Source organism: Stenotrophomonas sp. TWI273 (genome assembly GCF_039674765.1).
Lineage (GTDB): Bacteria > Pseudomonadota > Gammaproteobacteria > Xanthomonadales > Xanthomonadaceae > Stenotrophomonas.
This window is the reverse complement of the sequence record NZ_JBDJOA010000002.1, coordinates 361,458-386,423: the sequence shown is the minus strand read 5'-3', so window position 1 is coordinate 386,423 and position 24,966 is coordinate 361,458. Positions and strand designations below refer to the sequence as shown.

Genomic DNA, 24,966 nt, shown 5'->3' with positions numbered 1-24,966 from the left:
TCAGGCACCCATGCCGAGATCGCGACGGGCATTGAGGTAGTCGGCGGCGGTGATCGCCTTGCCGCCCTCACGCTGCAGCACACGAAGGCGCAGCGCACCCTGGCCACAGGCGATGTCGATGCCGTCGCGCGAGGCGGCCAGCAGCGTGCCCGGGGCCTTGCCCTGGTTGTCATCCAGCGCGATCGCGCCATGGATGCGGACGCGTTCGCCGGCCAGCATCGCCTCGGCGATCGGCCACGGATTGAACGCACGTACGGTGCGTGCCAGCGCGTGGGCGTCCTGCGCCCAGTCCAGACGGGCTTCGGCCTTGTCCAGCTTGTGCGCATAGGTCACGCCGGCCTCGGGCTGCGGCTGCGCGATCGGCTTGATGCCGGCCCGCAGCAGGCCCAGGCCATCGGACAGCACCTGCTCACCCAAGGCGGCCAAACGATCGTGCAGCTGACCGCCGGTGTCGTTGGCGCCGATCGCGATGTGCTGCTTGAGCAGCACCGGGCCGGTATCCAGCCCGGCGTCCATCTGCATCAGGCAGACACCGGTTTCGGTATCGCCGGCCTGGATCGCACGCTGGATCGGCGCGGCACCGCGCCAACGCGGCAGCAGCGAGGCGTGCACGTTCCAGCAGCCGTGGGTTGGAATGGTCAGCACCGCCTTGGGCAGGATCAGCCCATAGGCCACTACCACCATCAGGTCCGGCGCCAGGTCGCGCAGCTGCTGCTGGGCTTCGGGGGTCTTGAGGCTCTCCGGCTGGAACACCGGGATGCCACGTGCGATCGCTTCCAGCTTGACCGGCGACGGGGCCAGGCCACGACCACGGCCAGCGGGGCGATCGGGCTGCGTGTACACCGCGACCACTTCATGGTGGCGGGCTGCGGCACGCAGCGAGGACACGGCGAACGCCGGCGTACCGGCAAAGACAATCTTCATGGCGACCCCACTAACAGAACGTAAAACGGCGCCGATGTGCGGCGCCGCGCGACAGGACACGTCGCGCGGTCATCCCGCGCGGCGGTCGCTGCAATCACCTCAGGCAACGTGCTTGCGCTGCTTGGCCAGCTTCTTGCGCACCATCTCGCGCTTGAGCGGCGAGAGGTAATCAATGAACAGCTTGCCGTCCAGGTGGTCCATCTCGTGCTGCACGCAGACAGCGAGCACGCCGTCGGTGGTCAGTTCCTGGGCCACGCCGTGGCGATCCAGGTAACGCACGGTGATCTGGTTGGCGCGGGTGACGTCGGCAAAGATGCCCGGCACCGACAGGCAGCCTTCCTGATAGACCTGGCCGCCTTCGTTGGCGACGATCTCAGGATTGATGAACACCATCGGGGTGTCTTTCTCTTCACTGACGTCGATCACCATGAAACGCTTGTGCACGTCCACCTGGCTGGCGGCCAGGCCGATGCCCGGGGCGTCGTACATGGTGTGGAACATGTCATCGATCAGGGTCTGGAACGCCGGCGTGGTCACGTCGGCAGCATCGATCAACGCAGCCTTGGTACGCAGGCGCGGATCGGGAAATTCGAGAATGGGCAGGAGGGCCATGGCAAATACCGGTAGGGGGCGCCGGTCGAAGCGGCGTACAGCGAGATTCTATCGCCAACGCTTGCCCCGCGCCCCGGTTTCTGGACTATAGTGCGCGAACCTGTTGGGGAATCAGGCACCACATCTATGTTTGAACGAACTCGTACGGTCGTCGCCGTGGCGATGCTGACCGTCGCTACCTATGCTACCGCCGTGGAAATGAATGGCGGGCACCCGGATACCTATGTCGTGCGCAAAGGGGACACGCTATGGGACATCTCGGCGCGTTTCCTGCAGAAGCCCTGGCTGTGGCCGGAGATCTGGCAGGCCAACCCGCAGGTCAAGAATCCGCACCTGATCTACCCGGGTGACGTGCTCAGCCTGGCCTATCTGGACCGCGTCGTGGCCCAGCCCGGCCCGCGCCAGGAGGCCCCGATCAACGGCGTCCCGCTGGAGCAGGTCGAGCCCTTCCTGAAGCAGCTGAGCGTGGTCGACGAGGTCAAGTCGCTGCCCTACGTGGTCAATCTGGAAGAAAACCGCCTGCGCGCCACCACCGGCCAGACTGCCTATGTGCGCGGCCTGGAGAACGCCCAGGTCGGCCAGCGCTACGCGGTGGTCCGCCCGACGGTGCAGTACGCCCTGCCCAAGCCGACCGAAGACCTCAATGCCCGCGGCGATACCACGCCCGGCAGCGGCAACCTCTGGAAGACGTTCATCGTGCCGAGCAAGCGGCACCAGACGCTGGGCTACGAACTGGCCCAGATCAACGTCGGCACGGTGAGCCGGGTACAGAACGGCAGTGTCGAGGTGACCTCGCTGGTGCTGCAGGGCCAGGTGGACGGCCGTGAAGTCCGCGCCGGTGACCGCCTGGTTCCGGTCGAGGCCCGCCCGTACGACCTGCAGTTCGTACCGCATGTGCCCGCGCCGCAGGCCGTCGATCTGGACGTGCGCGTGCTGGCCGTCGCCGACACCTTCACCTCCGGCGGCCCGCGCGATGTGATCGCGATCTCCGCCGGCAGTGCCAACGGGGTCGACAACGGCACCGTGTTCTCGCTGTGGCGCCAGGGCCGCCATGTGGCCCACCGCATGGATTACCCGAACTCGTCGCGGATGGACGATTCGCTGACCAGCGGTGCCGGCCGGGTCACCCTGCCGGACGAGTACGCCGCCCATGCGATGGTCTTCCGCACGTTCGAGAACGTCAGCTACGCGCTGGTGATGGAAGGCGTGAAGCCGGTCAGGGTCGGCTATTCGGCACTGCATCCGGATAAGCAGTAAGCGCGGCGGAGTCCTACCCTGCGATCCGACGGCGCCCTAGGGCGCCGTCGTCATTTCCGGGCCAGGGTATCGGGATGCCCATTCCCTGCCTTGCCGCCTCCACCGCCCTGCTCACCCTGGTCCTGGCCGGGGGCGCGCTGCCGCCTCGCCTGCGCCTGCTGCGCCAGTTCTCCGATGCGGCGGCCGCCCTGCGGGCCGGCCCGACCGCCTGGCGGGCCGCCGGCTGTACTCCAGCGCAACGCGCCCGGCTCGCGTTGCCGGACGAACGCTACCTGGCACAGGCCCTGGCATGGCTGGCCGAGGAGCACCATCACCTGCTCGGCGTGACCGATCCGGACTACCCGGCGCTGCTCAACCAGATCGAGGAACCGCCCGTGGCGTTGTTCGTGGACGGTGACCCGGCGCGGCTCTGGCACCCGGCGGTGGCGGTGGTCGGCAGCCGCTCGCCCACTGCCGGCGGCCGCGAGCACGCGCATGCCTTCGCCACCGCGCTGGCCGGCGAGGGCTGGTCGGTCATCAGTGGGCTGGCGGCCGGGGTCGATGCCCACGCCCATGACGGCGCATTGCAGGTGACCGGGGGCATGACCGTGGCCGTGGTCGCCACCGGCCTGGACCAGACCTATCCGCCCCGGCATGCCGCGCTGCATGAACGGATTGCCGCCACCGGCGCGGTGGTCAGCGAGTACGCCCCAGGCATGCCGGCAACCCAGGCGCACTTCCCCGCACGCAACCGGATCATCGCCGGGCTCAGCCTGGGCACCCTGGTGATCGAGGCCGCCGAGCGCTCCGGCGCCCTGATCACCGCGCGCTGCGCGGCCGAGGCGGGCCGCGAGGTGTTCGCCCTGCCCGGCTCGATCCGCAATCCCCGCGCCCGCGGCTGCCATCGGCTGATCCGGCAGGGCGCAGCGCTGGTGGAGACGCCGGCCGAGGTGACCGCCGGGTTGGCCGCGCTCGCCCAGACCCTGGCCGGGGCCTTGCGAACCCGCTTGGACGCCCCCACTGAACAGGCACGACCGGCGCCCGAGCGCGCCCCTTCCTACACCGACCCGGACTACCAGTGCTTGTGGAAAGCCCTGGATCATGACCCAACGGGTATGGATTCATTGATCCAGCGCAGCGGATTGACGGCGGCCCAGCTGTCGGCCATGCTGCTGGTCATGGAACTGGATGGAAAGGTAATGGCCGCCTATGGTCGCTACTGTCGAAAACCCTAGTTTCTTCACCTCCACAGCGTCGTTGACGCAGGCCGAGGGGCAATGAAAGAGAGCATTCTGGATGTCCTGCTGTACCTGTTCGAACACTATTTCAGCGAAGACGCGGACCTCATCCGCGACCGCGACTCCCTCCAGAACGGCCTGATCCAGGCCGGCTTCAGCCCCACCGAGATCAACAAAGCCTTTGACTGGCTGGACGCGCTCGCCGAGCAGCGCCCGGCCGTGGTGCTGGGCCGCGTCAATGGCCCGGTGCGCATTTTCCATGGGCCCGAGCTGGACAAGCTCGACGTGGAAGGCCGTGGCTTTTTGATGTTCCTGGAGCAGCACGGCATCCTCGATGCCAGCCAGCGTGAGCTGGTGCTCGACCGTGCGATGGCGCTGGACCAGGACGAACTGGACCTGGACGACCTCAAGTGGGTCGTGCTGATGGTGCTGTTCAACCAGCCCGGGGCCGAGGCCGCGTACGCCTGGATGGAAACCCAGATGTTCGTGGACGAGCCGGAACCGCTTCACTGACCTTACACTGAGCGCCTTGCGCATTCAGGAGCGGGCCGGTGGACCAGTGGTTCTTTGCAGAAGGAAACAGTCAGCAGCGCGGTCCGCTGCCTGCTGACGAGTTGATCGCGCTCTACCATTCCAGCCGCATCGCACTGGATACGCTGGTCTGGCGCGACGGCATGGCCCAGTGGCAGCCGCTGGAAACCGTGGCGGCCGAGATCGGCCTGGACATCGCCCCCGCCGTCGAGGTGGTGGCAGAGCCGGTTCCCGGCCCCGCCGTGCCACCGGCGCTGCCCGCCGCGCCCGGCGTTCCCGTCACCCCTGTCTCCCCCGCCAACCCCGCCGCCGTTCCCCCACCCCGCAAGGGATTGAGCGGGTGCGCGATCGTGGGCATCGTTGCGGCCGTGATCGTGGTGCTGGTGCTGATCGTCGGCGCGGTCCTCGCCTCGTTCGCGCTGCCCGCCTATCGGGACTATGTGGCGCGGGCCAAAACCAGTGAAGCACTGGTGACGCTGGCCCCGGTCAAGCTCGCGGTGGCCGGGTTCCACAGCACACATGGCCGCTGCCCGGTCAACGATGACGAGGGCTTCCAGCCGGCCGAAGCCTACGCCGACGGCGCGATCAACGCCGTGCGGATCGGCCGCTTCAACAATGGCCACTGCGGCGTGGAAGCCGAGCTCACCGTGCCCGGCAATGCCGCGCTGGACGGCAAGCTGTTGTGGCTGGACTACAACGGTGCCGGGCAGTGGGAATGCAGCGGCGAGCCCGACGATACGTACCTGCCGCTGGAATGCCGCGGCTGATAACGGACACATGTCCATGGATGCACCCAACAGGGGATTGAAGCAATGACTGAGTGGTATTTCGCCGATGGCCAGGAACGTCAGGGGCCGCTGAGCGCAGAGGAGATGCGCCAGCGCTTCCAGCGCGGTGACATCACCCTGGCCACGCTGGTGTGGCGCGAAGGGTTCGCGCAGTGGGCGCCACTGTCCGAGGCCGTCGATGAGCTGCAGCTGCAGCATCTCGCCGCGGCCGCCAGCAATCTCGGCAGCGGCATCGACCTGCGCGGGGATTACACCGCCATCGACAATGGCACCGCGCCACTGCCGGGCACCGGTGGCGGCACCTACTCGCCGTACACCGCGCCTGCCGCGGCCACCGGCTACGCCAACACGGCCGTGGTCCATGGCCAGGACGTGGTCTATGCCGGTTTCTGGAAGCGCTACGCCGCCTACTTCATCGATTACATCCTGCTCACCGTGGTCACCCTGCCGCTGAGCATGATCATCAACGTGATGGGCGCCGGCTCGGGCAACGAAGGCGTACAGGTCGCGCTGACGCTGGTGGTGATGCTGCTCAGCATGGTGATCAGCATCGGCTACTACGCCGGCTTCCACGCCTCGCGCGGTGGCGCCACGCTGGGCAAGATGGCCGTCGGCATCAAGGTCGTGCGCGGCAATGGCGAGCGGATCAGCTTCCTGCGGGCCTTCTGCCGCTACCTAGCAACCATCGTCAGCAGCCTGATCCTGATGATCGGCTTCATCATGGCCGCCTTCACCGAGCGCAAGCAGGCATTGCACGACATGATGTGCGACACCCTGGTGGTGGACAAGTGGGCCTTCACCGAGCACCCCGAGCTGCAGCAGCGCGGCCTGGGTACGGTCACCATCGTGATCCTGGTGATCGCCGCACTGGCCGTGGTCGCCCTGTTCGGCGTGATGATCGCGATGATCGGCGTGATCGCCTCGATGTCCTGATCCGAGCCATCCTCACACCGGGCCGCTTGACATGAGCGGGCCCGGCGTGATTCCACTAATAGGCAGAAAGCTGAACGCCCGGCCCACCCCCGGGCGTTCGGTTTATGTATATCGCCCGCGCCGCTTCACTAATGCGGCCATTTGCTCCACCCTAGCGGCCCTCCCCGGGGCCCTGCCCATAGAATCCTGACGCCATGCCCAAGCACCTGCTCATCGTCGAATCGCCCGCCAAGGCCAAGACGATCAACAAATACCTCGGCAAGGACTTCACTGTCCTGGCCTCGTATGGGCATGTGCGTGACCTGGTGCCCAAGGAAGGCGCGGTCGACCCCGACAACAACTTCGCGATGCGGTACGACCTCATCGAGAAGAACGAAAAGCACGTCGATGCCATCGTCAAGGCCGCCAAGGGCGCCGACGACATCTTCCTGGCGACCGATCCGGATCGCGAGGGTGAAGCGATCAGCTGGCACATCGCCGAGATCCTGAAGGAGCGCGGGCTGGTCAAGGACAAGCCGATGCAGCGCGTGGTCTTCACCGAGATCACCCCGCGCGCCATCAAGGAAGCGATGGGCCACCCGCGCGAAATCGCCGGTGACCTGGTCGATGCCCAGCAGGCGCGCCGCGCGCTGGATTACCTGGTCGGCTTCAACCTGTCCCCGGTGCTGTGGCGCAAGGTGCAGCGCGGCCTGTCCGCCGGCCGTGTGCAGAGCCCGGCACTGCGCATGATCGTCGAGCGCGAAGAAGAGATCGAAGCCTTCATCGCCCGCGAGTACTGGAGCATCGATGCGCTGTGCGCGCATCCCTCGCAGCACTTCAATGCGCGCCTGATCAAGCTGGACGGGCAGAAGTTCGAACAGTTCACCGTGACCGACGGCGATACCGCCGAGGCCGCGCGCCTGCGCATCCAGCAGGCCGCCCAGGGCGCCCTGCACGTCACCGACGTGGTCAGCAAGGAGCGCAAGCGCCGCCCGGCGCCGCCGTTCACCACCTCCACGCTGCAGCAGGAAGCCTCGCGCAAGCTCGGTTTCACCACGCGCAAGACCATGCAGGTCGCGCAGAAGCTGTATGAAGGCATGGCGATCGGTGAGGAAGAAGGCACTGTCGGCCTGATCTCGTACATGCGTACCGACTCGGTGAACCTCTCGCAGGACGCGCTGGCCGAAATCCGCGATGTGATCGCACGCGATTACGGCATCGGCTCGCTGCCGGACCAGCCCAACACCTACCAGACCAAATCCAAGAACGCCCAGGAAGCGCACGAAGCCGTGCGTCCGACCTCGGCGCTGCGCACCCCGGCCCAGGTGGCGCGCTTCCTCACCGATGACGAGCGCAAGCTGTACGAGCTGATCTGGAAGCGCGCCGTCGCCTGCCAGATGATCCCGGCCACGCTCAACACCGTCAGCGTGGACCTGTCGGCCGGCAGCGAGCATGTGTTCCGCGCCAGCGGCACCACCGTGGTCGTGCCCGGCTTCCTGGCCGTGTACGAGGAAGGCAAGGACAACAAGAGTGCCGACGATGACGATGAAGGCCGCAAGCTGCCGGCGATGAAGCCCGGCGACCGCGTGCCGCTCGATCGCATCCTGGCCGAACAGCACTTCACCCAGCCGCCGCCGCGCTTCACCGAAGCGGCGCTGGTCAAGGCGCTCGAGGAGTACGGCATCGGCCGCCCCTCGACCTATGCCTCGATCATCCAGACCCTGCTGTTCCGCAAGTACGTGGAGATGGAAGGCCGCAGCTTCCGCCCGTCCGACGTCGGCCGCGCGGTCTCCAAGTTCCTGTCCAGCCACTTCACCCAGTACGTGGATTACGACTTCACCGCCAAGCTCGAAGACGAGCTCGATGCGGTGTCGCGTGGCGAGGAAGACTGGATTCCGCTGATGGCGCGGTTCTGGGAACCGTTCCACAAGCTGGTCGGCGAAAAGAACGAATCGGTCGATCGCGCCGAGGCCAGTGGCGCGCGCGAGCTCGGCACCGACCCCAAGACCGGCAAGCCGGTCAGCGTGCGCCTGGGCCGCTTCGGGCCGTACGCGGCAATCGGCAGCACCGCCGAGGACGCCGAGGACAAGCCCAAGTTCGCCTCGCTGCGCCCCGGCCAGTCGATGCACACCATCTCCCTGGAAGACGCGCTGGAGCTGTTCCTGATGCCGCGTGCACTCGGCCAGGACAAGGACGAGGACGTCAGCGTCGGCATCGGCCGGTTCGGTCCGTTCGCCAAGCGTGGCAGCACCTATGCCTCGCTGAAGAAGGAAGACGACCCCTATACCATCGACCTGGCCCGCGCCGTGTTCCTGATCGAAGAGAAGGAAGAGATCGCGCGCAACCGGATCATCAAGGAGTTCGAGGGCAGCGAGATCCAGGTCCTCAATGGTCGCTTCGGCCCGTACATCAGCGATGGCAAGATGAACGGCAAGATCCCGAAGGATCGCGAGCCCGCCTCGCTGACCCTGGCCGAAGTGCAGACGCTGATGGAAGAAACCGGCAAGCCGGTGCGCAAGGGCTTCGGCAAGAAGGCCGCCAAGAAGGTGGTGGCCAAGAAGGCACCGGCCAAGAAAGCCGCCGCTGGCGAAGCGACCAAGAAGACCGCCACCAAGAAGGCTGCGGTGAAGAAGGTTGCCAAGAAGGCCACGGCGAAGAAGGCCACCAAGAAGGTGGCCAAGAAAGCCGTGAAGAAGGCCGTCAAAAAGGCCTCCTGACCGCCCTGGTTGACCCCTCCCGCCACGGCGGGAGGATAATGCGGGCCATGCACCCGGGTCGCCTGTCATGAACGAACTCACTGTGGACACTGCCCTGCCTGCGCTGCGCGCCGGCAGGGTGATCGCCTATCCCACCGAAGCGGTCTGGGGGCTGGGCTGCGATCCCGCGCACGAAGCGGCGGTGATGAAGCTGCTGCAGCTCAAGCAGCGCCCGGTCGAGAAGGGGATGATCCTGGTCGCCGCCGATCCGGCCCAACTGGATGGCTGGGTGCGGATGGATGCCCTGCCGCTGGATCGCCAAGGCGCGGTCCTGGCCAGCTGGCCCGGTGCCAACACCTGGATCCTGCCCGCTGGCGAACGTGCGCCGCGCTGGATCACCGGCGAACACAGCGGCATCGCGGTGCGCATCAGTGCGCACCCCCTGGTCGCCGCGCTGTGCCGCGCCTGGGGCGGCCCACTGGTCTCCACCAGTGCCAACCTCGCCGGCGAGCCGCCAGCACGCACACGCGCCGAACTGGACCCGCGCCTGCTGGCGTTGCTGGATGGCCTGATCGATGGCCAGACCGGTGGCCTTGCGCAGCCCACGCCGATCCGCGATGCGCTCAGCGGCCAGGTATTGCGCAGCTGAGCCGCCTTTTGCGCGCGGGCGGGCAAAGCCGCACACTGGCCGCATGACCCTGCGCCCTGCTCTGTGGTTGTCCCTGCTCACGTTGCTGAGCCCTGCCGTGCCCGCCGCCGCGCAGAGCGACAACGTGCGCGTCTACCGCTGCGTGGGCAGCAACGGCGCCGTCTCGCTGCAGGACGCGCCATGCCGCGAGGGCCGGCAGGAAGTCCGCGACCTGCGGCGCCCACGTGACCCGGCCCCGCAGGTAGTGCGCAGCGACCGCGCGCCCGACCCGATGCCTGCCCCGCGCGCACCCGAGCGCGAGGTGCGCTACGTGCACGTGCAGCCGCCGCAGCCGATGTACGAGTGCACCACCAGCGAGGGCGACAGCTACGTCAGCGACAGCAACGAGGGCAATCCACGCTGGGTGCCGATCTGGACCGAGGCCTATCTGCCGTATCCACCTGGCCCGAGGCCGCCGTCGGGTGGCTATCGGCCGTCGCGTCCGCTGCCACCGATCGCACCGATGGGCAGCGGTTCGGTGGGCAGCAGTGGCGGTGCGGTCTCGGTGACCGGCAACGGCTCGCGGGTGGGCGGCAGCATCAGCATCGGCGGCGGCAGCTCGCACTGGCAGGGCGGTGGGTATCCGCATCCGGGATTGGGCAACAGCGTGGTGGTACCGGCCGGCAACGTGCTGGTGCGCGACGAATGCCATGCGCTGCCCGCACAGGAAGTCTGCGCGCGGCTGAAAGACCGGCGCTGGGCGCTGATCCGCCGCTACAACAGTGCGCTGCAGAGCGAACGCGACGCGCTGACCCGCGAGCAGCGCGGGATCGATGCGCGCCTGGACCAGGACTGCGGCGGGGCATGACACGCTGCCTGCTGCTTCTGTTGCTTGTGAGCCTGCCCGCTGCGGCGGACGAGGCGGTGTTCTTCCGCTGCACCGATGCGGGCGGCCAGTTGACCATCCAGAGCGTCGCCTGCCCCGCTGGCAGCGAGCAGCGCATCCAGCGGATCAGCGCGCCGGTGCGTGGCCCGGCAGCCGTGGAGAATGCGCCGGCTGCGCCCACCCCTGACTACCGCATGCCACCGTTGCCGCAGGACGGCGACGAGGACAGCGGCCTGCTCGACAGCGCAGCGCTGCGCCCGGCAGCCGCGGCGGAGGAGCCCGACGACGCCCGCCCACCCAAACCGCCGCTGCCGGAGATCTACCAGTGCGTTTCTGCCGATGGCGGCCGCTACCTGCATGAGCGCGAGCCGGCCCCGTCACGCTGCGAATCGCTGGCCCTTACCGGCCTGGGGGGCAGCCATGCGCCGAGCAATGCAGCCAGCTGCGAAGTGGTGCGCGATGCCTGCGAGCCGGTAGCGGAGCAACAGCGCTGCAGCAGCTGGCAGCAGCGCTTGCGCGATGCGCGCGGGCGCGAGCGCTTCGCTGCGCCGGAGAACCAGGCCGCGGCGACCGCCGAACGTACGCGGCTGGAAGCCGTGTTGGCCGAGAGCGATTGCCCCGTGCCATGACCGGGTTTAACCCCGCGTCGTGACTGGATTCACCGTGCGTCATGACCGCGTTCTGCCGCGCACCCTGTGACCGGCAGTGCCGGCCGCTGGCCGGCTCAGAACCCGTAGCGCAGGAACCCACCGTCCACCGCGATGCACTCGCCGGTGACATAGCTGGAGGCTGGCAGGCACAGGAAACCGACCGCCGCCGCCACCTCTTCGGGCTCGCCGATACGGCGCATCGGCGTGCGGTCGATCACCTGCTCGTAGTAGTCCGGATCGGACAACGGCCCGGAGGTCCGCCGGGTGCGGATGTACCACGGCGCCACGGCGTTGACGCGGATGCCGTCCTCTGCCCACTCCACGGCCAGATTGCGGGTCATCTGGTGCATCGCGGCCTTGGTCATGCCGTACACCGCGCCGCTGCGCACGTGGGTCAGGCCGGACACGCTGCCGACGTTGACGATCGCCGAGGCCGCGTGCCGCGCCAGCAGCGGGTGCGCGTAGCGCGACAGCTCGAACGCCGAAAACAGGTTGGTCTCGAAGATCCCGCGCCACTCGTCTTCGGTGTATTCGGTGGCCGGCTTGCTGATGTTGCCACCGGCGTTGTTGACCAGGATGTGCAGCCCATCGCTGTGGTCCTCCACCCAGTCCAGGATTTCGCGGCGGTCCTCGTCGTCGGAGACGTCGGCAGCCAGCCCGTGGATCTCACGATCCGGGTAGGCATCAGCCAGTTCATCGCGGGCCATCTCCAGCGCATCCGCATCGCGGCCGACGATCAGCAGGTCCGCACCGAAGCCCAGCAGTTCGCGCGCGATCGCCAAGCCGATGCCGGCACTCGCACCGGTGATCAATGCGGTCTGTCCATCCAGTCGCCAACGTTGCGCGCTCACGTGCTTCTCCTGCGGTGATCCATGGGATGCAGCACCCACGGTGCGGCCCGGATAGGATAACGCGCGATGGCCGGCCTACCGGACGCCATCACGCGCAAGGCGCGAGGCGGTGGGACACTGATGCTCCGCTACCGGCTCACCGAGGGAGGTCGCCATGACGATCCGTATTGCCCTGCCGCTGCTCGCGATGATCGCGCTGAGCGCCTGCAACCGGCCAGTGCCGCCGGCACCGGACACACCACCGGAACCGCAGGCCACTGAACTGCGCGATGCGATCCAGGCACCGATCGACCGCGCCAAGGCGGTCAGTGACACCCTGCAGCAGTCCGCCGATGCCCGCGCTGCCGAAGCCGACCGCGCCAGCGGTGACACGCCACCGCCCAGCCCCTGACACCCATCGGCCGGATGGCAGAACGCCCGGCACAGGCCGGGCGTTCGGGTGTCACACAGTACCGCTGAGGCCGCTTACAGACCGCAGAAGCAGTACACCAGCGTCTTGACCGGCGCGGCGTTGTTGCGCGGGTCGCGTGCGGCGTCTTCGACGAAGCGCAGCTGGGTGTCCAGCTCCGGCATCGAACGGGCCAGCATCAGACGGGCCATGCCCGACTCGCCCAGCATCCAGGCACCGGCATGGCTGCCGGCGAAGCCGCTGAGGAACTGCGCGAACGGCGTGGCCGCCTTCTCGATGTAACGCACGCGGAACTTGCCGGCCTCACCAAGCTTGGCGCGGCTGGCGGCATCCGCCACCGCGGCCTTCAGGCCACCGAAGTCATCGACCAGGCCACGTTCCTTGGCCTGCGCACCGCTCCACACACGACCGCGGGCGACTTCATCAACCGCTTCCACCGGCTTGTTGCGCGCGGCGGCGACCTTGCCGGTGAAATCGGCGTAGCCCTTGTTGATCACCGACTGGATGACCTGGCCCACGGCCGGGTCCATCGGGCGGGTGATGTCGAACGCACCGGCGAAGCGGGTGGTGCCCACGCCATCGGTATGCACGCCGATCTTGTCCAGCGAGCGGGCCACGTTCGGGATCATCCCGAAGATGCCGATCGAACCGGTGATCGTGGAGGGGTCAGCGTAGATGCGATCGGCATTCATGCTGATCCAGTAACCGCCCGAGGCGGCCAGATCGCCCATCGAGACCACCACCGGCTTGCCGGCTTCCTTCAGCGCGACCACTTCACGGCGGATCTGCTCGGAGGCGAACACTTCACCGCCCGGCGAGCTCACGCGCAGCACCACGGCCTTCACGTCCTTGTCGTCGCGCGCTTCGCGCAGCAGGGCCGAGGTCGACTCGCCACCGATGCGGCCGGCCGGCAGATCGCCACCGGAGATTTCACCGGACGCCACGATCACCGCCACCTGCGGACGCGAATCCACCGGCGAACGGCGGCCATCGAGCACGCTCAGGTAGGCATCCAGATTGACGTTGCGGTAGCCACCGTCCGCGTCGTCGTCGGCGATGCCGCGCTCGGTGAGCAGGGTGTCCACTTCCTCGCGCGTCTTCAGGCCGTCCACCAGCTTCTGCTGCAGGGCGAACTTGGCCAGGTCGCCACCAGCGGCGGCGATGCCTTCGGGCATGGTATCGATGCCGGCGGCCAGCTGGGCCGGGTCGAGCTTGCGTGCCTTGGCGATGTCGGCCAGGTAGCGCTGCCACACATCGTTCATCCAGAACAGGTCGGCTTCCTTGGCCTGCGGCGATGCGGCGTCCAGCACGTACGGCTCGGCGGCCGACTTGTACTCACCCACCTTGAACAGGTGCACGTCCACGCCCAGCTTGTCCTGCAGGCCGGTGCGGAAGTACTGGCGATAGCGGCCCAGGCCCTCGAGCACCACGCCGCCCATCGGGTCCAGGTAGACCTCATCGGCCTGCGAGGCCAGCAGGTACTGCGACTGGCTCATGTTCTCGCTGAAGGCCACGACCTGCTTGCCAGCGGCACGCAGTTCCTGCAGCGCTACGGTCACTTCGCGCATCGAGGCGAAGCCGCTCGGCTGCAGCTTGTCCAGCTCCAGCACCACACGCTCGATCTTCTTGTCGGTCTTGGCCGCCTCCAGCGCGCGGATCAGATCACGCAGCTGGATTTCTTCGGCGCCCTTGTCACCGACGGCCTTGCCCAGCGCGCGGCTGACCGGATCGGCGCTGAACTGCTCGACCAGCCGACCTTCCGGCGCGATGACCAGCGTGGTGCGGTCCTGCAGCGACGCCTTCGAGGTCGCGCTCTTGCCCATCGCGACGATGAACAGGATCAGGATCAGGAACAGCAGGCCGAAGAACACCAGGTTGAGGATGAGCCGGCGGGTAAAGTTCATCACATCCCACAGCCCGATGAAGAAGCTGGCGACGGGATTGCGACGCGCGGGTTGGTTCATGGGGGTAACTCCAGAGTGGCTTCTTGCCGTGGTGCCAGAATAGCCGTTGCCGGGCGCGCCGGCATCGGACACAAGTCAGGGGGTCGATGGGAGGCCGGCACGGGCGCTGCTCACGCGCAGGCGCCAGGCCATGAGGATCGCGGCGGCGGTCAGGCCCAGGATCAGGCCCAGCCACATGCCCTGCGGGCCCATGCCCAAGCCCAGTCCCAGCCCGGCGCCGAGCGGCATGCCCAGGCCCCAGTACGAGAACATGGCGATGAACATCGGCACGCGGGTGTCCTTCAGGCCGCGCAACGCACCGGCCGAAAGCACCTGGATGCCATCCGGGAACTGGAACGCGGCTGCATACAGCAGCAGGGTCGAGGCCAGTGCAGCCACGCCCAGATCGTTCGTGTAGACGCCGACGATGGCGTCATGGCCAAGCAGCAGCACCAGCGCCGACAGCGTCTGGGTGCCCAGGATGATCAGCAGCCCGGCGATCGCCGCGCGGCGCACACCCAGCCCGTTGCCGCTGCCGACCGCATGGCCGACCCGCACCGTGGTGGCTTCGGCCACGCCCATCGGGATCATGAAGCACAGCTGCGCCACATTGATCGCGATCTGGTGCGAGGCCGCTTCGGTGGCGCCGAGGCGGCCGATCAGCAGCGCGGTGACGATGAACAGGCCGCCTTCCATCAGCACGGTGATGCCGATCGGCAGGCCGGTGCGCAGCAGCTCCCAGATCGCGCTCCAGCGCGGCGCGTCGAAGTGCGAGAACAACTGCAGGTGGGCGAAGCGCTTGGTCTTCCACAGGTAACCGGCAAAGCACAGCGCCTGCAGCCACATCATGATCGCCGAGGCCATGCCCAGGCCTTCGGCGCCCAGCTCGGGGAAGCCGAGCTTGCCGTAGCAGAGCACGTAGCCCAGCGGCGCCAGCACCAACAGGCCACCAAAGCCGAGCAGCATGGTCGGCAGCGTCCAGTGCATCCCTTCGCTGAGGTAGCGCATGCAGAAGTACAGCGTCAGCGCTGGGCCGCCCCAGCGCACCGCATGCAGGAACGCGGTCGCGCCGGGCACGATATCCGGCGCGATGCCGAACGCCGGCAGCAGCGGCGGCACCACCGTGAGGAAGGTGAACATGATCAGCCCCAGCCCCAGCGCCAGCCACAGCGCCTGGCGGAACAGCGGACCGATCTCGCGCTCGCGGCCCGCACCGTGCAGCTGCGACACCGAGGCGGTCAGCGAGATCAGGGTGCCGATCGGGATCAGCATCGGCAGCCACAGCAGCGCCGTGCCGATGGTGACGGCCGCGAGGGTGTGGGTGCCGTGGTGACCGGCGATCACGTTGTCGACGAAAGAGATCAGGCCGGTGGAGACATGGCCCAGAACCAACGGCAGCGCGAGCAGACCGGTGGCGCGCACTTCCCGGGAGAGGCGCGGCGTGGAGGAAGCGGTAGACATGGGAGTCACAGACGGCAACTACGGTCGCGCGCGGAGGGCACAGGCACCGGGTTGCGGCCCGCCATCTTACGCGCGCGGCCGGGGAAAAGCCGCGCTTTCAGGTAAACGGGCCGAAGCCGTCAGTGGCCCACGTTCTCGCGCAGCCAGCTGTCCCGTGCGGCCGGCGCCACGCCAAGGAATTCGGCGCGCACGCGGTCGCGGTCCTGCGGTGGAGTGCGCTGGGCGACCAGGGTCAGCTGGGTGAGCTGGGAGGGCGTGAGCTGGCGCAGCACCGCCAGCGCGGTGGGGCGCTGCTCGGCCGGCAGATACCCGAACAGGCCCTGCAGCTTGGTGAACTCATGCCCGAGCTGTGGGCCAAGCAGCCAGCCGTCGCGGAAGCGCTGGTCCTGTTCGGCGAAGCGCTGGCGAAGCGCCTGCTGCTGGGCCGGCGGCAGCGCCGCCACGCGCGCCGCCGCGGCGCGGACACGGGCACGCTCGCTTTCGGTCATGGCCTGCCAGGCGGCATAGCGGCTGCGCAGCTCGCGCAGCTGGGCCGGATCCAGCGCTGCGGGGGTGGTCGGGATCGCCGGTGCAGTGGCACTGGCCGGCGCCGGCACCGCGAGCGGCACCTCCACCCGGTTGGGGGCGGCGATGGCCGCACTGGAAAGCCCGAGGGCGATCAGCAGGAAGACAGGCTTACTCATCGGCGGCAGCCGTCTCCAGGCCGGCGGTAGCGGGTTCGGGGCGGCTCGGCTGGGCCTGGGATTCATCCACGGGCACGGGGCCACCCGCAGCAAACCAGGCGTACAGATCGGCATCGCGGGCGGTCGGCAGATCCGGATCGGCCAGCATCGCCGCGTCCGTGGCCGCGTAGGGCGAGGCGGTCGGCGCCACGGTCGGCAGGTCGGCCGCCGGCAACGCTTCGACCGTGACCGGGCCGGCATCGGCGACGGCACCTTCGGGGGTATCGGCCATGGGCTCGCCACCCTGACGGGCGTGTTTCCACCACGCCGCGCCGCCGAGCAGCACGCCGGCAGTGACGGCCACGATCAGCACGCCCTTCCACGGGAAACGACGGCCGCGCTGGCGCTTGAGCGGACGGCGCTGGGTGGGGGCATCGGACTTGACCGGCGTGCGCCAGGAGGCGGTATCGGGTTGCTGGCTGGCCGGGGCCGCCACCGGTTGCTGCAGGCGCTGCAGCCGGCTGGCGGGCAGATCGCGGATACGCAGCTGGACCTGCTCGGCCAGCGCGCGCCAGCCGGCGGCATCCGGGTTGCCATGGGCATCGCGCGGGCAGGCATCGGCCAGTGCGTGCTGGTAGTCGGCCATCGGCAGATCCAGGATCTGCGCAGCCGCGGCTTCATCCAGCCCGCCACCGATCCGCAGCACAAAGGCCAACCGCGCCGGCGGGGTCAGCCCGGCCAGGTGCTCCAAGGGGGCAGGCCAACGGCCTGCGGCCGGCTCGCGCAACGGCGCGCGGTGCACCAGCAGCGACCAGAACCGCTCCGGCCACTGGGCCATGGGCAGATCGCTGGCGATGCCGGCGAAGGCACGCATGACGGCGACCAGCGCCTGTTCGGCGACGGTCGGGTCGCCGCACTGCAGCTCGGCCACGACCAGGGCGCGGCGTTCAACGCCACGGAGAAACGCCGACAGCGCGCCGGCTGCGGTAGAAGAAACGGGGGCGGGCGCAGCCGTCATAGCAACTCCATCATTGTGTGGAAATGATAGCGATTGCGTCACTCCAGCGGCGCGCGGATGTTCATTTCCTGTGAGCGGCCACGCTCCGCAAAGCCTTCCGGCGCAAAAGGTTGTGCACAGCACCACGCAAAACCGGGGTAGAACCACACGTGAGCCCCACGTCAAGTCTGTTTCAACTTTGTTTCACAGCTATGTTGTTGTTTTTATTGCTTATTGTTGCTTGGCTATTTTTTGACCAACCTGAGCAGAACGTCGGAAGTTCCTGACGCAAGGCGGTCACATACGCAGTGGCACACAGACTTATCCACAGAAGATGTGGATAAGCCTGAATCTCCAATCAAGTCGGATATTTAGGTGGGATTTATGATTGGGCGCGCACCCGGTTGAGACGGTGAATGGGCGTGATCCGCTCCGCCCCTGCCCGCTACACTGGCCCGATGACCTCCTCGTCTTCGACCCTGCGCGTCGCCCTGCCGGTGCCGCTGCCGCACTTGTTCGACTATGCCCCGCCGCCCGGGCCAGCCCCGGACCCGGGGATGACCGGGCAGCGGGTCCGGGTGCCGTTCGGCTCGCGGGAGCTGATCGGCGTGGTGGCCGGGATCGGCCAGGTCGAGGACCCGGGCAGCCTGCGTGCCGCGATCGAGTGGATCGACACCACGCCGCTGGTGACCGGTGAGCTGTGGCGCTCGCTGCAGTGGCTGGCGCGCTACACCCATGCCCCGCTGGGCGAGGTGATCAGCACGGCCCTGCCCGGTCCGCTGCGGCGGGGTGAGGCCGTGCCGGACACCCATCAGTGGGGCTGGCAGCTGACGGCGGCCGGCCGCGACCCGCAGCCCAAGCTGCGCAGCGGTACCCGCCCGCAACGTCTGGCCGAGTGCCTGGCCGAGGGCGTGGTGAGCGAAGACCGCCTGGATACCTTGATGGACGACTGGCGCAGCGCGGCCCGGTCGCTGGCCAAGCGCGAGCTGGTCGAACGGATCGCGCTGGCGCATTCACCGGCCATCGCCTCGCCGGCAAGCGGCCCCGCGCCCAACGCCGAACAGGCCGAGGCGATCGCCGCGATCACCGCCGCCGACGGTTTTGGTGCCTTCCTGCTCGATGGCGTGACCGGCAGCGGCAAGACCGAGGTCTACCTGCAGGCGATCGTCGCCTGTCTCGCACGCGGCAAGCAGGCGCTGGTGCTGGTGCCGGAGATCGGGCTGACCCCGCAGACGCTGTCGCGCTTCCGCAACCGCCTGGGCATTCCGGTGCATGTGCTGCACTCGGGCTTGAACGACAACGAGCGCGCCCGCGTGTGGGCCGCCGCCGCGCGGGGCGAAGCACAGGTCATCGTCGGCACGCGCTCGGCGGTGTTCACGCCACTGCCGCATGCGGGCCTGATCGTGATCGACGAAGAGCACGACGGCAGTTACAAACAGCAGGACGGCATCCGCTATCACGCGCGCGATTTCGCGCTGGTACGCGCCAAGGCACTGGACGTCGCCGTCGTGCTCGGCAGCGCCACGCCGTCGCTGGAATCGCTGCACAACGCGCATGCCGGCCGTTATACCCACCTGCGCCTGAAGCAGCGCGCCGGCGCCGCGCGCCCGCCGGTGGTGCGCGTGCTCGATGTGCGCAAACGACCGTTGCGCGATGGGCTCTCGCCGGAAGTACTGGCCGGCATCACCCAGCATCTGCAGGCCGGGCACCAGGTGCTGGTGTTCAAGAACCGCCGCGGTTATGCGCCCGTGCTGCTCTGCCATGACTGTGGCTGGACCGCGCCGTGCCAGCGCTGCGATGCGCCGATGACCGTGCATGCCGGTGGCCGGCGCCTGCAATGCCACCATTGTGGTGCGCGCCAGTCCGCGCCGCTGGCGTGCCCGGACTGCGGCAGCCTGGCGCTGCAGCCGCAGGGCATCGGTACCGAACGGCTGGAAGAACATCTGGTCGAGGCCTTCCCGGAGTTCCCGGTGATCCGCATCGACCGCGGCACCACCGGCAAGCGCGATGCGCTGGAAACCCAGCTGGCCTTGCTGGGCGATCGCGCGGGGATTCTGGTCGGCACGCAGATCCTGGCCAAGGGTCACGACCTGCCGAAGCTGACCCTGGTGGTAGTGGTCGGCATCGATGAAGGTCTGTTCTCGGCCGACTTCCGCGCCAGTGAAAAGCTCGCCCAGCAGCTGATCCAGGTCGCCGGCCGCGCCGGGCGTGCGGTGGATGCCGGCGAGGTCTGGCTGCAGACCCACCACCCGGGGCATCCCCTGCTGGAGACGCTGGTCAACGGCGGCTACCACGCCTTTGCCGATGCGGAGCTTCAGCAGCGCGAGGCGGCCGGTTTCCCGCCGTTCGCGCACCTGGCGCTGCTGCGTGCCGAAGCGCAGCAGGTGGAGCATGCCAACGCGATGCTCAGTGCGGTGCGCGCGTTGATTCCCGACGATGCCGCGGTGGAACGCTACGGCCCGATGCCGGCACCGATGCCCCGCCGCGCCGGCTACCAGCGCACCCAGCTGCTGCTGTCCTCACCCGCGCGACGCCCACTGCATGGCGTGCTGGACCAGGTGACGCCGCAGATCTCCGCGCTGCCGCAGGCACGCAGGGTGCGCTGGTCGCTGGATGTGGATCCGATGGATCTGTACTAGGCCGGCAGGTGCCGACCGTTTGTCGGCACGAGGTAGTGCCGGCCGCTGGCCGGCACCCCGATCAGGTCAACGCCGTCATGACCCCACGCTGGTACGCCGGCCGCTGCTTCAGCCGTTCGTACCAGGCGGCCAGATGCGGCAGGTCCGGCCGCTGGATCGGCATCTCGAACCAGGCATAGATGAAGGCGCCCAGCGGGATATCGCCCATCGCGAACTGCTCACCGGACAGATACGGCTGCCGCGACAAGGCCTCATCGGCCATGGCCAGCAACTCGCCCGAGCGCACCAGTGCGGCAGCGATGCGCGCCTCATCCCGATCAGCGGGCGCGGTCCGCAACGTGCCCCAGAACAGATCGCGGAACACGCCGGCGAAGGTCGAGGTGGTCCAGTCCATCCACTTCTCCGACTGCGCGCGCGCCACCACGTCCTCCGGGTACAGCGTGCCCAGCGCGTAGCGCGCGCAGAGATAGCGCACGATCGTGTTGGATTCCCACAGCGGCAGGCCCTGGTCCTCGATCACCGGCACCAGCCCGTTCGGATTCATCGCGCGGTACGCCGGCGACTGCGTGCCACCGAATGCACCGCCGACTTCGATCGACTCGTAGGGCGCACCGATCTCCTCGGCACACCACAGCACTTTGCGCACGTTGCTGGAATTGCGACGGCCCCAGATTTTCAGCATGATCGGACTCTCGTATCGGGCGATGCGCGGCACGGGTCGCGCGGTGCGGATACGATACGCCCAACGGCGGGCTGTTACTTCGTCGCCTTCGCCGCACTCTTCTTCGGCAGCGCGCGCACATACGTCGATTTGCCGTCCTTCTTCATCTCGAACAGGCCGGTCGCGGCCAGCAGATCGCTGAGTTTGCCGTACCCGTAATTGCGCGAATCGAAGGAGGCCTGGTTGCCGATCTGGCTGCCGACCGGGCCCAGGTGTGACCAGCCATCCTCGGCTTCGGCCGAGGTCACCGCGCGGCGCAGCATCTGCACCAGGCGGGTGTCGTTGCGCAGCTCCGGGCCGCTCTTGCGCGGGCGGGTTTCCTCGTTGTCCTGCTCCACTTCCTGATCGGCCGCATGCGGCTGACCCAGGGCTTCGATGTAGGTGAACTTCGAGCAGGCGTTGACGAACGGCTCGGGCGTTTTCTTTTCGCCGAAGCCGTACACCTTCACCCCGTCGGTCAGCAGGCGCATCACCAGCGGGGTGAAATCCGCGTCGCTGGAGACGATCGCAAAACCGTCCAGATTGCGGGCGTACAGCATGTCCATCGCGTCGATCACCATGGCCATGTCCGAGGCGTTCTTGCCGCGGCTGTAGGCGAACTGCTGGATCGGGCGGATCGCGTATTCGTGCAGCACCGATTCCCACCCTTTCAAGCGCGGACTCTTCCAGTTGCCGTAGGCGCGGCGGACATTGGCCACGCCATAGCGGGCGACTTCGGCCAGCACCGCATCGATCTTGGACGAGGGCGCGTTGTCGGCATCGATCAACAGGGCGATGCGCTTTTCCGGTTCGGACATCTCGGTCTCCTGGGCGGGATCGGATCGGCCATCGGGCAAGTGCGATGGCCCCTGAACCCAGTATCGGCCATCGACGTGAACATCGCGCTTCACGTGCGACCATGGGCCGCATCACGAGACGACCTGCGCCGCCCCCCGCCGGCGCCCGCCAAGGAGTGAAGCATGACCAGCGATCCCACGCCCCACCTGCTCATCATCGGTGGCGGTTTTGCCGGCCTCTGGGCCACCCGTGCCCTCGCCTCGGCGCACGTGCGCATCACCCTGGTGGACCGTCGCAACCACCATCTGTTCCAGCCGCTGCTCTACCAGGTGGCCACCGCCGGCCTGTCCGCGCCGGATATCGCCGCACCGCTGCGCCACATCCTCGGCGACCAGCGCAACGTTGAAGTGCGGCTGGGCGAAGTGACCGACATCGACAAGGCGGCGCGCACCGCGACGCTGGCCGATGGCACGCAGATCGCCTACGACACCCTGATGCTGTGCACCGGTGCCACCCATGCCTACTTCGGCCACGACGAATGGGCAGCTGATGCGCCGGGCCTGAAGACGCTGGACGATGCCATCGCGCTGCGCCGCAAGCTGCTGCTCGCCTTCGAGCGCGCCGAGGCCGAACCCGATCCCGCGCGCAAAGCGGCCTGGCTGAGTTTCGCCGTGGTCGGCGGTGGCCCCACCGGCGTGGAACTGGCCGGTACCCTGGCCGAGATCGCACGGCATACGCTGCGCAATGAGTTCCGCCATATCGATCCCGCCTCGGCCAAGGTCCGCCTGGTCGAGGCCGGCCCGCGCGTGCTGTCGACCTTCCCCGAGGTGCTCTCGCTCAAGGCACGGCGGCAGCTGGAAAAGCTGGGCGTGGAAGTGCTCACGGGCACCCCCGTCAGCGACATCAATGCCGAAGGCTTCCAGCTCGGCGAGCGCTTCGTCGAGGCCCGCACCGTGGTCTGGGCCGCCGGTGTCGCCGCCTCACCGCTGGCGCGCACGCTGGACGTGCCACTGGATCGCGCCGGCCGCGTGCCGGTGCAGCCCGATCTCACCCTGGACGGCCACCCGGAGATCTTCGTCGCTGGTGACCTGGCCGCACTGACCCAGGCTGACGGCAAGCCGGTGCCCGGCGTCGCGCCGGCGGCCAAGCAGATGGGCAAGCACGTGGCCACCACGATCCAGGCGCGCCTGGCCGGCAGGCCCGCACCCGGGCCGTTCAAGTATCAGGACTTTGGCAACCTGGCGACCATCGGCCGCATGGCCGCCATCGTCCACCTCGGCCGGCTGCAGCTCTCCGGGGTGCTGGCCTGGTGGTTCTGGCTGGCCGCGCACGTGTTCTTCCTGATCGGCTTCCGCAACCGCGTGGTGGTGCTGTTGAACTGGGCGGTGGCGTACTGGAGCTACCAGCGCAGCGCCCGGATCATCTTCGGTGATGCACAGGACGATCGCCGACCGAAACGACCGCCCACGCCCTGATCAGCCCTGCGACAGACATCCCCAGCCATCGACCTGGCCGCTGTAGGAGACCGCCTCGCTGGCGAGCAGACCTTCGAAGCCCGAGATGTTCTGGTGGGTCGGCAGCATCAGCGGATGCACCACCACCTGCCACGGGTAGTCGTCGTTGCCCTCGTACGCCGCGAAGGACACCTTCTGGTCGTTCTTGAGCAGGTGCACGGCGAAGGCGATCGCCACGTCCTGGGTCGGGAAGATCAGCGCGAAATCCACCTCGCGCGGAATCGACAGGTCGTCGCCATCCTGCAGCATGTTCCAGAGCACATCGCCATTCTCATCTTCCGGGTACAACGACAGATCGCGGGACATGGCACTCCAGGGCTTGGGCAAGCGGATCAACGAACGAGGGGCGATGGTATGCCGCCAACGAAGGCCCGAACAACCCGCACGCGGGGCTACGTGGGATCGGGCAGCGCCAGCCACGCCAGCTTGCGCTCGCGCGGTTGCCGCTTGAGCTGCCACTCGGCCTTCGACGCCGTCGCGCGGTCCGGGTAGGCGCGCATCGCCAGCACCTTCACCGGGGGGTTGGCCCGGGTGTACTTCGCCCCTTTGCCGGCGAGATGGGCCTGGAAGCGCGCGTCCACGTCGTTGCTGATGCCGGCGTAATAGCTGCCGTTGCGGCATTCAAGCAGGTACAGGTACCAGAGGGCGGGTTCAGCGGGCATACCGGGATTATCCCCCGGCACGGGCCCGGCGGCTGCTAGAATCCGCCCCGGATGCAGGAGAGAGGCGCCGCGCTGGCGCCCGCCGAAGGCGCAGGCTCCCATAATCGCTCAGGCCGGTGGCTGCACAGCCACCAACCATGCATCCGACACGCCGATCTGGAGAGAGGTCTTCAATGACCCGCCGAAGGGGCACGTGGCCTTGGCCACCGAACTCTCAGGCAAAAGGACAGCGGGAGCGGCAACGGAATCCCACCCCACGACAGTGCAGCGGCGCTGGCGTGATGCGTGTGCGTTTCCGTCCCCGCCTGACGTGCTTCCCGGAGCCACCCCCATGCTGCTCTCCCTGATCTACCTCATCGCCATCTCGGCCGAAGCCATGACCGGCGCGCTGTCGGCCGGCCGCCGCCGCATGGACCTGTTCGGCGTGGTCATCATCGCCTGCGTCACCGCGCTCGGTGGCGGCTCGCTGCGCGACATCGTGCTCGGCCATTACCCACTGGGCTGGGTGAAGCACCCGGAGTACCTGGGCTTCACCATCTGCGCGGCGCTGATCGCGACCTGGGTGGCGCGCTGGATGCACCACTTCCGGCGCACCTTCCTGGTCCTCGATGGCCTGGGCCTGATCGCGTTCACCCTGATCGGCTGCGCAGTCGCGCGCGAAGGCGGGCACACCGTGCCGATCATCCTGATCGCCGGCATGCTGACCGGTGCGTTCGGCGGCGTGCTGCGCGATGTGCTGTGCAACGAGGTGCCGCTGATCTTCCAGAAAGAACTGTATGCCGTGATCACCCTGCTCACCGGCGCGGCCTACCTGACCCTGCTGGAACTCGGTGTATCGCTCAACGCGGCCACGCTGTGGTGCCTGGGCGGTGGCTTCCTGTTCCGCCTGCTGGCCATCCACTTCAACTGGGAAATGCCGAAGTTCGTATACCGCGACGAGGTGCATTGAACGGAACGTTCAATGCACCGGTAGCACCCGACCGTTGGTCGGGTGGCCTGACACACGTTCAATGCACCGGTAGCACCCGACCGTTGGTCGGGTGGCCTGACACACGTTCAATGCACCGGTAGCACCCGACCGTTGGTCGGGTGGCCTGACATACGTTCAATGCACCGGTAGCACCCGACCGTTGGTCGGGTGGCGGCGTGTACCGACGGTATGCATGCGCCGCCTCGTGACCGCGTTGGTCGGATGACGCAATGCACCCATCCGCCCCGGCCCTGCCCCG

Annotated in this window: 24 protein-coding genes and 2 riboswitches; of the genes, 13 read left to right on the top strand and 11 right to left on the bottom strand. The window is 68.0% G+C overall.

The genetic code is table 11. The features are described 5' to 3' along the window. Both fmt and def read right to left on the bottom strand, forming a co-directional pair. A complete protein-coding gene (fmt, locus tag ABE571_RS04125; protein WP_313219500.1) occupies window positions 1-924 on the bottom strand; it encodes a methionyl-tRNA formyltransferase in 924 nt (307 codons plus the stop codon). Window positions 925-1,023: 99 nt separating this feature from the next. Further along, entirely contained in the window at window positions 1,024-1,536 is a 513-nt protein-coding gene (gene def, locus ABE571_RS04120; RefSeq protein WP_121040274.1) for a peptide deformylase, read from the bottom strand. Window positions 1,537-1,662: 126 nt separating this feature from the next. Here def and ABE571_RS04115 point away from each other — a divergent pair, with 126 nt between their 5' ends. From ABE571_RS04115 to ABE571_RS04075, 9 genes are all read left to right on the top strand, one after another. Beyond that, entirely contained in the window at window positions 1,663-2,793 is a 1,131-nt protein-coding gene (locus ABE571_RS04115; protein ID WP_346462933.1) for a LysM peptidoglycan-binding domain-containing protein, read from the top strand. A gap of 74 nt (window positions 2,794-2,867) precedes the next feature. After that, entirely contained in the window at window positions 2,868-4,007 is a 1,140-nt protein-coding gene (gene dprA / locus ABE571_RS04110) for a DNA-processing protein DprA (protein ID WP_346462934.1), read from the top strand. Window positions 4,008-4,049: 42 nt separating this feature from the next. Further along, window positions 4,050-4,523, top strand: coding sequence for a DUF494 family protein (locus tag ABE571_RS04105; RefSeq protein WP_088433666.1), 474 nt, complete (start codon window positions 4,050-4,052; stop codon window positions 4,521-4,523). Window positions 4,524-4,561: 38 nt separating this feature from the next. After that, entirely contained in the window at window positions 4,562-5,308 is a 747-nt protein-coding gene (locus tag ABE571_RS04100) for a pilin (RefSeq protein WP_346493232.1), read from the top strand. A gap of 45 nt (window positions 5,309-5,353) precedes the next feature. After that, window positions 5,354-6,262, top strand: a complete 909-nt coding sequence (locus ABE571_RS04095) for an RDD family protein (protein WP_313209051.1) — start codon at window positions 5,354-5,356, stop codon at window positions 6,260-6,262. Window positions 6,263-6,456: 194 nt separating this feature from the next. Further along, entirely contained in the window at window positions 6,457-8,958 is a 2,502-nt protein-coding gene (locus ABE571_RS04090) for a DNA topoisomerase I (RefSeq protein ID WP_346462936.1), read from the top strand. A gap of 67 nt (window positions 8,959-9,025) precedes the next feature. Beyond that, entirely contained in the window at window positions 9,026-9,586 is a 561-nt protein-coding gene (locus ABE571_RS04085; RefSeq protein WP_313209049.1) for a Sua5/YciO/YrdC/YwlC family protein, read from the top strand. A 43-nt stretch (window positions 9,587-9,629) separates the two neighbouring features. Then, a complete protein-coding gene (locus ABE571_RS04080; RefSeq protein ID WP_346493231.1) occupies window positions 9,630-10,433 on the top strand; it encodes a DUF4124 domain-containing protein in 804 nt (267 codons plus the stop codon). Next, window positions 10,430-11,080, top strand: a complete 651-nt coding sequence (locus ABE571_RS04075) for a DUF4124 domain-containing protein (protein ID WP_313209047.1) — start codon at window positions 10,430-10,432, stop codon at window positions 11,078-11,080. The genes ABE571_RS04080 and ABE571_RS04075 overlap by 4 nt, the downstream gene beginning before the upstream one ends. A 95-nt stretch (window positions 11,081-11,175) precedes the next feature. Here the strand turns inward: ABE571_RS04075 and ABE571_RS04070 are convergent, their stop codons facing one another. Beyond that, window positions 11,176-11,952 carry an SDR family oxidoreductase gene (locus ABE571_RS04070; RefSeq protein WP_046274143.1) on the bottom strand — a complete coding sequence of 259 codons (777 nt, stop codon included), beginning with the start codon at window positions 11,950-11,952 and terminating at the stop codon, window positions 11,176-11,178. A 154-nt stretch (window positions 11,953-12,106) separates the two neighbouring features. Here ABE571_RS04070 and ABE571_RS04065 point away from each other — a divergent pair, with 154 nt between their 5' ends. Further along, window positions 12,107-12,343, top strand: coding sequence for a hypothetical protein (locus ABE571_RS04065; protein WP_313219494.1), 237 nt, complete (start codon window positions 12,107-12,109; stop codon window positions 12,341-12,343). 74 nt (window positions 12,344-12,417) lie between these two features. Here ABE571_RS04065 and sppA read toward each other — a convergent pair whose 3' ends face one another. The 4 genes from sppA to ABE571_RS04045 all read right to left on the bottom strand — a co-directional run bounded on the left by sppA (window position 12,418) and on the right by ABE571_RS04045 (window position 17,445). Further along, entirely contained in the window at window positions 12,418-14,325 is a 1,908-nt protein-coding gene (gene sppA, locus ABE571_RS04060) for a signal peptide peptidase SppA (RefSeq protein ID WP_313219493.1), read from the bottom strand. Window positions 14,326-14,400: 75 nt separating this feature from the next. Then, window positions 14,401-15,765, bottom strand: coding sequence for an MATE family efflux transporter (locus ABE571_RS04055; protein WP_313219492.1), 1,365 nt, complete (start codon window positions 15,763-15,765; stop codon window positions 14,401-14,403). Window positions 15,766-15,884: 119 nt separating this feature from the next. Continuing rightward, window positions 15,885-16,448: a DUF3106 domain-containing protein gene (locus tag ABE571_RS04050; protein ID WP_313209043.1), complete on the bottom strand. Its 564-nt coding sequence runs from the start codon at window positions 16,446-16,448 to the stop codon at window positions 15,885-15,887. Then, a complete protein-coding gene (locus ABE571_RS04045; RefSeq protein ID WP_313209042.1) occupies window positions 16,441-17,445 on the bottom strand; it encodes a hypothetical protein in 1,005 nt (334 codons plus the stop codon). The genes ABE571_RS04050 and ABE571_RS04045 overlap by 8 nt, the downstream gene beginning before the upstream one ends. A 437-nt stretch (window positions 17,446-17,882) precedes the next feature. Between ABE571_RS04045 and ABE571_RS04040 the strand changes: the two genes are divergently transcribed. Continuing rightward, window positions 17,883-20,063, top strand: coding sequence for a primosomal protein N' (locus tag ABE571_RS04040; RefSeq protein WP_313219491.1), 2,181 nt, complete (start codon window positions 17,883-17,885; stop codon window positions 20,061-20,063). Window positions 20,064-20,124: 61 nt separating this feature from the next. Here ABE571_RS04040 and ABE571_RS04035 read toward each other — a convergent pair whose 3' ends face one another. Both ABE571_RS04035 and ABE571_RS04030 read right to left on the bottom strand, forming a co-directional pair. After that, complete coding sequence (locus ABE571_RS04035) at window positions 20,125-20,745, bottom strand: glutathione S-transferase (protein ID WP_070472123.1); 621 nt, start codon at window positions 20,743-20,745, stop codon at window positions 20,125-20,127. 74 nt (window positions 20,746-20,819) lie between these two features. Beyond that, entirely contained in the window at window positions 20,820-21,581 is a 762-nt protein-coding gene (locus ABE571_RS04030; protein WP_102788585.1) for an NYN domain-containing protein, read from the bottom strand. Window positions 21,582-21,743: 162 nt separating this feature from the next. Here ABE571_RS04030 and ABE571_RS04025 point away from each other — a divergent pair, with 162 nt between their 5' ends. Further along, window positions 21,744-23,036, top strand: coding sequence for an NAD(P)/FAD-dependent oxidoreductase (locus tag ABE571_RS04025; RefSeq protein WP_346493230.1), 1,293 nt, complete (start codon window positions 21,744-21,746; stop codon window positions 23,034-23,036). Here ABE571_RS04025 and ABE571_RS04020 read toward each other — a convergent pair whose 3' ends face one another. Both ABE571_RS04020 and ABE571_RS04015 read right to left on the bottom strand, forming a co-directional pair. Beyond that, window positions 23,037-23,381 carry a ribonuclease E inhibitor RraB gene (locus ABE571_RS04020; RefSeq protein ID WP_313209039.1) on the bottom strand — a complete coding sequence of 115 codons (345 nt, stop codon included), beginning with the start codon at window positions 23,379-23,381 and terminating at the stop codon, window positions 23,037-23,039. 86 nt (window positions 23,382-23,467) lie between these two features. Next, entirely contained in the window at window positions 23,468-23,737 is a 270-nt protein-coding gene (locus tag ABE571_RS04015) for a GIY-YIG nuclease family protein (RefSeq protein ID WP_313209038.1), read from the bottom strand. A gap of 44 nt (window positions 23,738-23,781) precedes the next feature. Next, window positions 23,782-23,875, top strand: a riboswitch (glycine riboswitch). An 8-nt stretch (window positions 23,876-23,883) separates the two neighbouring features. Continuing rightward, window positions 23,884-23,975, top strand: a riboswitch (glycine riboswitch). Between the two features lie 93 nt (window positions 23,976-24,068). On the opposite strand from ABE571_RS04015, the gene ABE571_RS04010 reads away from it, so the two are divergent. Beyond that, on the top strand, window positions 24,069-24,686 hold the full coding sequence (locus tag ABE571_RS04010) for a trimeric intracellular cation channel family protein (RefSeq protein WP_313209037.1): 618 nt from the start codon (window positions 24,069-24,071) through the stop codon (window positions 24,684-24,686). Window positions 24,687-24,966: the final 280 nt, after the last annotated feature.

Coding starts and splice junctions, on each gene's coding strand:
- fmt (WP_313219500.1), bottom strand. CDS start 924: ATGAAGATTGTCTTTGCCGGTACGCCGGCGTTCGCCGTGTCCTCGCTG.
- def (WP_121040274.1), bottom strand. CDS start 1,536: ATGGCCCTCCTGCCCATTCTCGAATTTCCCGATCCGCGCCTGCGTACC.
- ABE571_RS04115 (WP_346462933.1), top strand. CDS start 1,663: ATGTTTGAACGAACTCGTACGGTCGTCGCCGTGGCGATGCTGACCGTC.
- dprA (WP_346462934.1), top strand. CDS start 2,868: ATGCCCATTCCCTGCCTTGCCGCCTCCACCGCCCTGCTCACCCTGGTC.
- ABE571_RS04105 (WP_088433666.1), top strand. CDS start 4,050: ATGAAAGAGAGCATTCTGGATGTCCTGCTGTACCTGTTCGAACACTAT.
- ABE571_RS04095 (WP_313209051.1), top strand. CDS start 5,354: ATGACTGAGTGGTATTTCGCCGATGGCCAGGAACGTCAGGGGCCGCTG.
- ABE571_RS04090 (WP_346462936.1), top strand. CDS start 6,457: ATGCCCAAGCACCTGCTCATCGTCGAATCGCCCGCCAAGGCCAAGACG.
- ABE571_RS04085 (WP_313209049.1), top strand. CDS start 9,026: ATGAACGAACTCACTGTGGACACTGCCCTGCCTGCGCTGCGCGCCGGC.
- ABE571_RS04080 (WP_346493231.1), top strand. CDS start 9,630: ATGACCCTGCGCCCTGCTCTGTGGTTGTCCCTGCTCACGTTGCTGAGC.
- ABE571_RS04075 (WP_313209047.1), top strand. CDS start 10,430: ATGACACGCTGCCTGCTGCTTCTGTTGCTTGTGAGCCTGCCCGCTGCG.
- ABE571_RS04065 (WP_313219494.1), top strand. CDS start 12,107: ATGACGATCCGTATTGCCCTGCCGCTGCTCGCGATGATCGCGCTGAGC.
- sppA (WP_313219493.1), bottom strand. CDS start 14,325: ATGAACCAACCCGCGCGTCGCAATCCCGTCGCCAGCTTCTTCATCGGG.
- ABE571_RS04055 (WP_313219492.1), bottom strand. CDS start 15,765: ATGTCTACCGCTTCCTCCACGCCGCGCCTCTCCCGGGAAGTGCGCGCC.
- ABE571_RS04050 (WP_313209043.1), bottom strand. CDS start 16,448: ATGAGTAAGCCTGTCTTCCTGCTGATCGCCCTCGGGCTTTCCAGTGCG.
- ABE571_RS04045 (WP_313209042.1), bottom strand. CDS start 17,445: ATGACGGCTGCGCCCGCCCCCGTTTCTTCTACCGCAGCCGGCGCGCTG.
- ABE571_RS04040 (WP_313219491.1), top strand. CDS start 17,883: ATGACCTCCTCGTCTTCGACCCTGCGCGTCGCCCTGCCGGTGCCGCTG.
- ABE571_RS04035 (WP_070472123.1), bottom strand. CDS start 20,745: ATGCTGAAAATCTGGGGCCGTCGCAATTCCAGCAACGTGCGCAAAGTG.
- ABE571_RS04030 (WP_102788585.1), bottom strand. CDS start 21,581: ATGTCCGAACCGGAAAAGCGCATCGCCCTGTTGATCGATGCCGACAAC.
- ABE571_RS04025 (WP_346493230.1), top strand. CDS start 21,744: ATGACCAGCGATCCCACGCCCCACCTGCTCATCATCGGTGGCGGTTTT.
- ABE571_RS04020 (WP_313209039.1), bottom strand. CDS start 23,381: ATGTCCCGCGATCTGTCGTTGTACCCGGAAGATGAGAATGGCGATGTG.
- ABE571_RS04015 (WP_313209038.1), bottom strand. CDS start 23,737: ATGCCCGCTGAACCCGCCCTCTGGTACCTGTACCTGCTTGAATGCCGC.
- ABE571_RS04010 (WP_313209037.1), top strand. CDS start 24,069: ATGCTGCTCTCCCTGATCTACCTCATCGCCATCTCGGCCGAAGCCATG.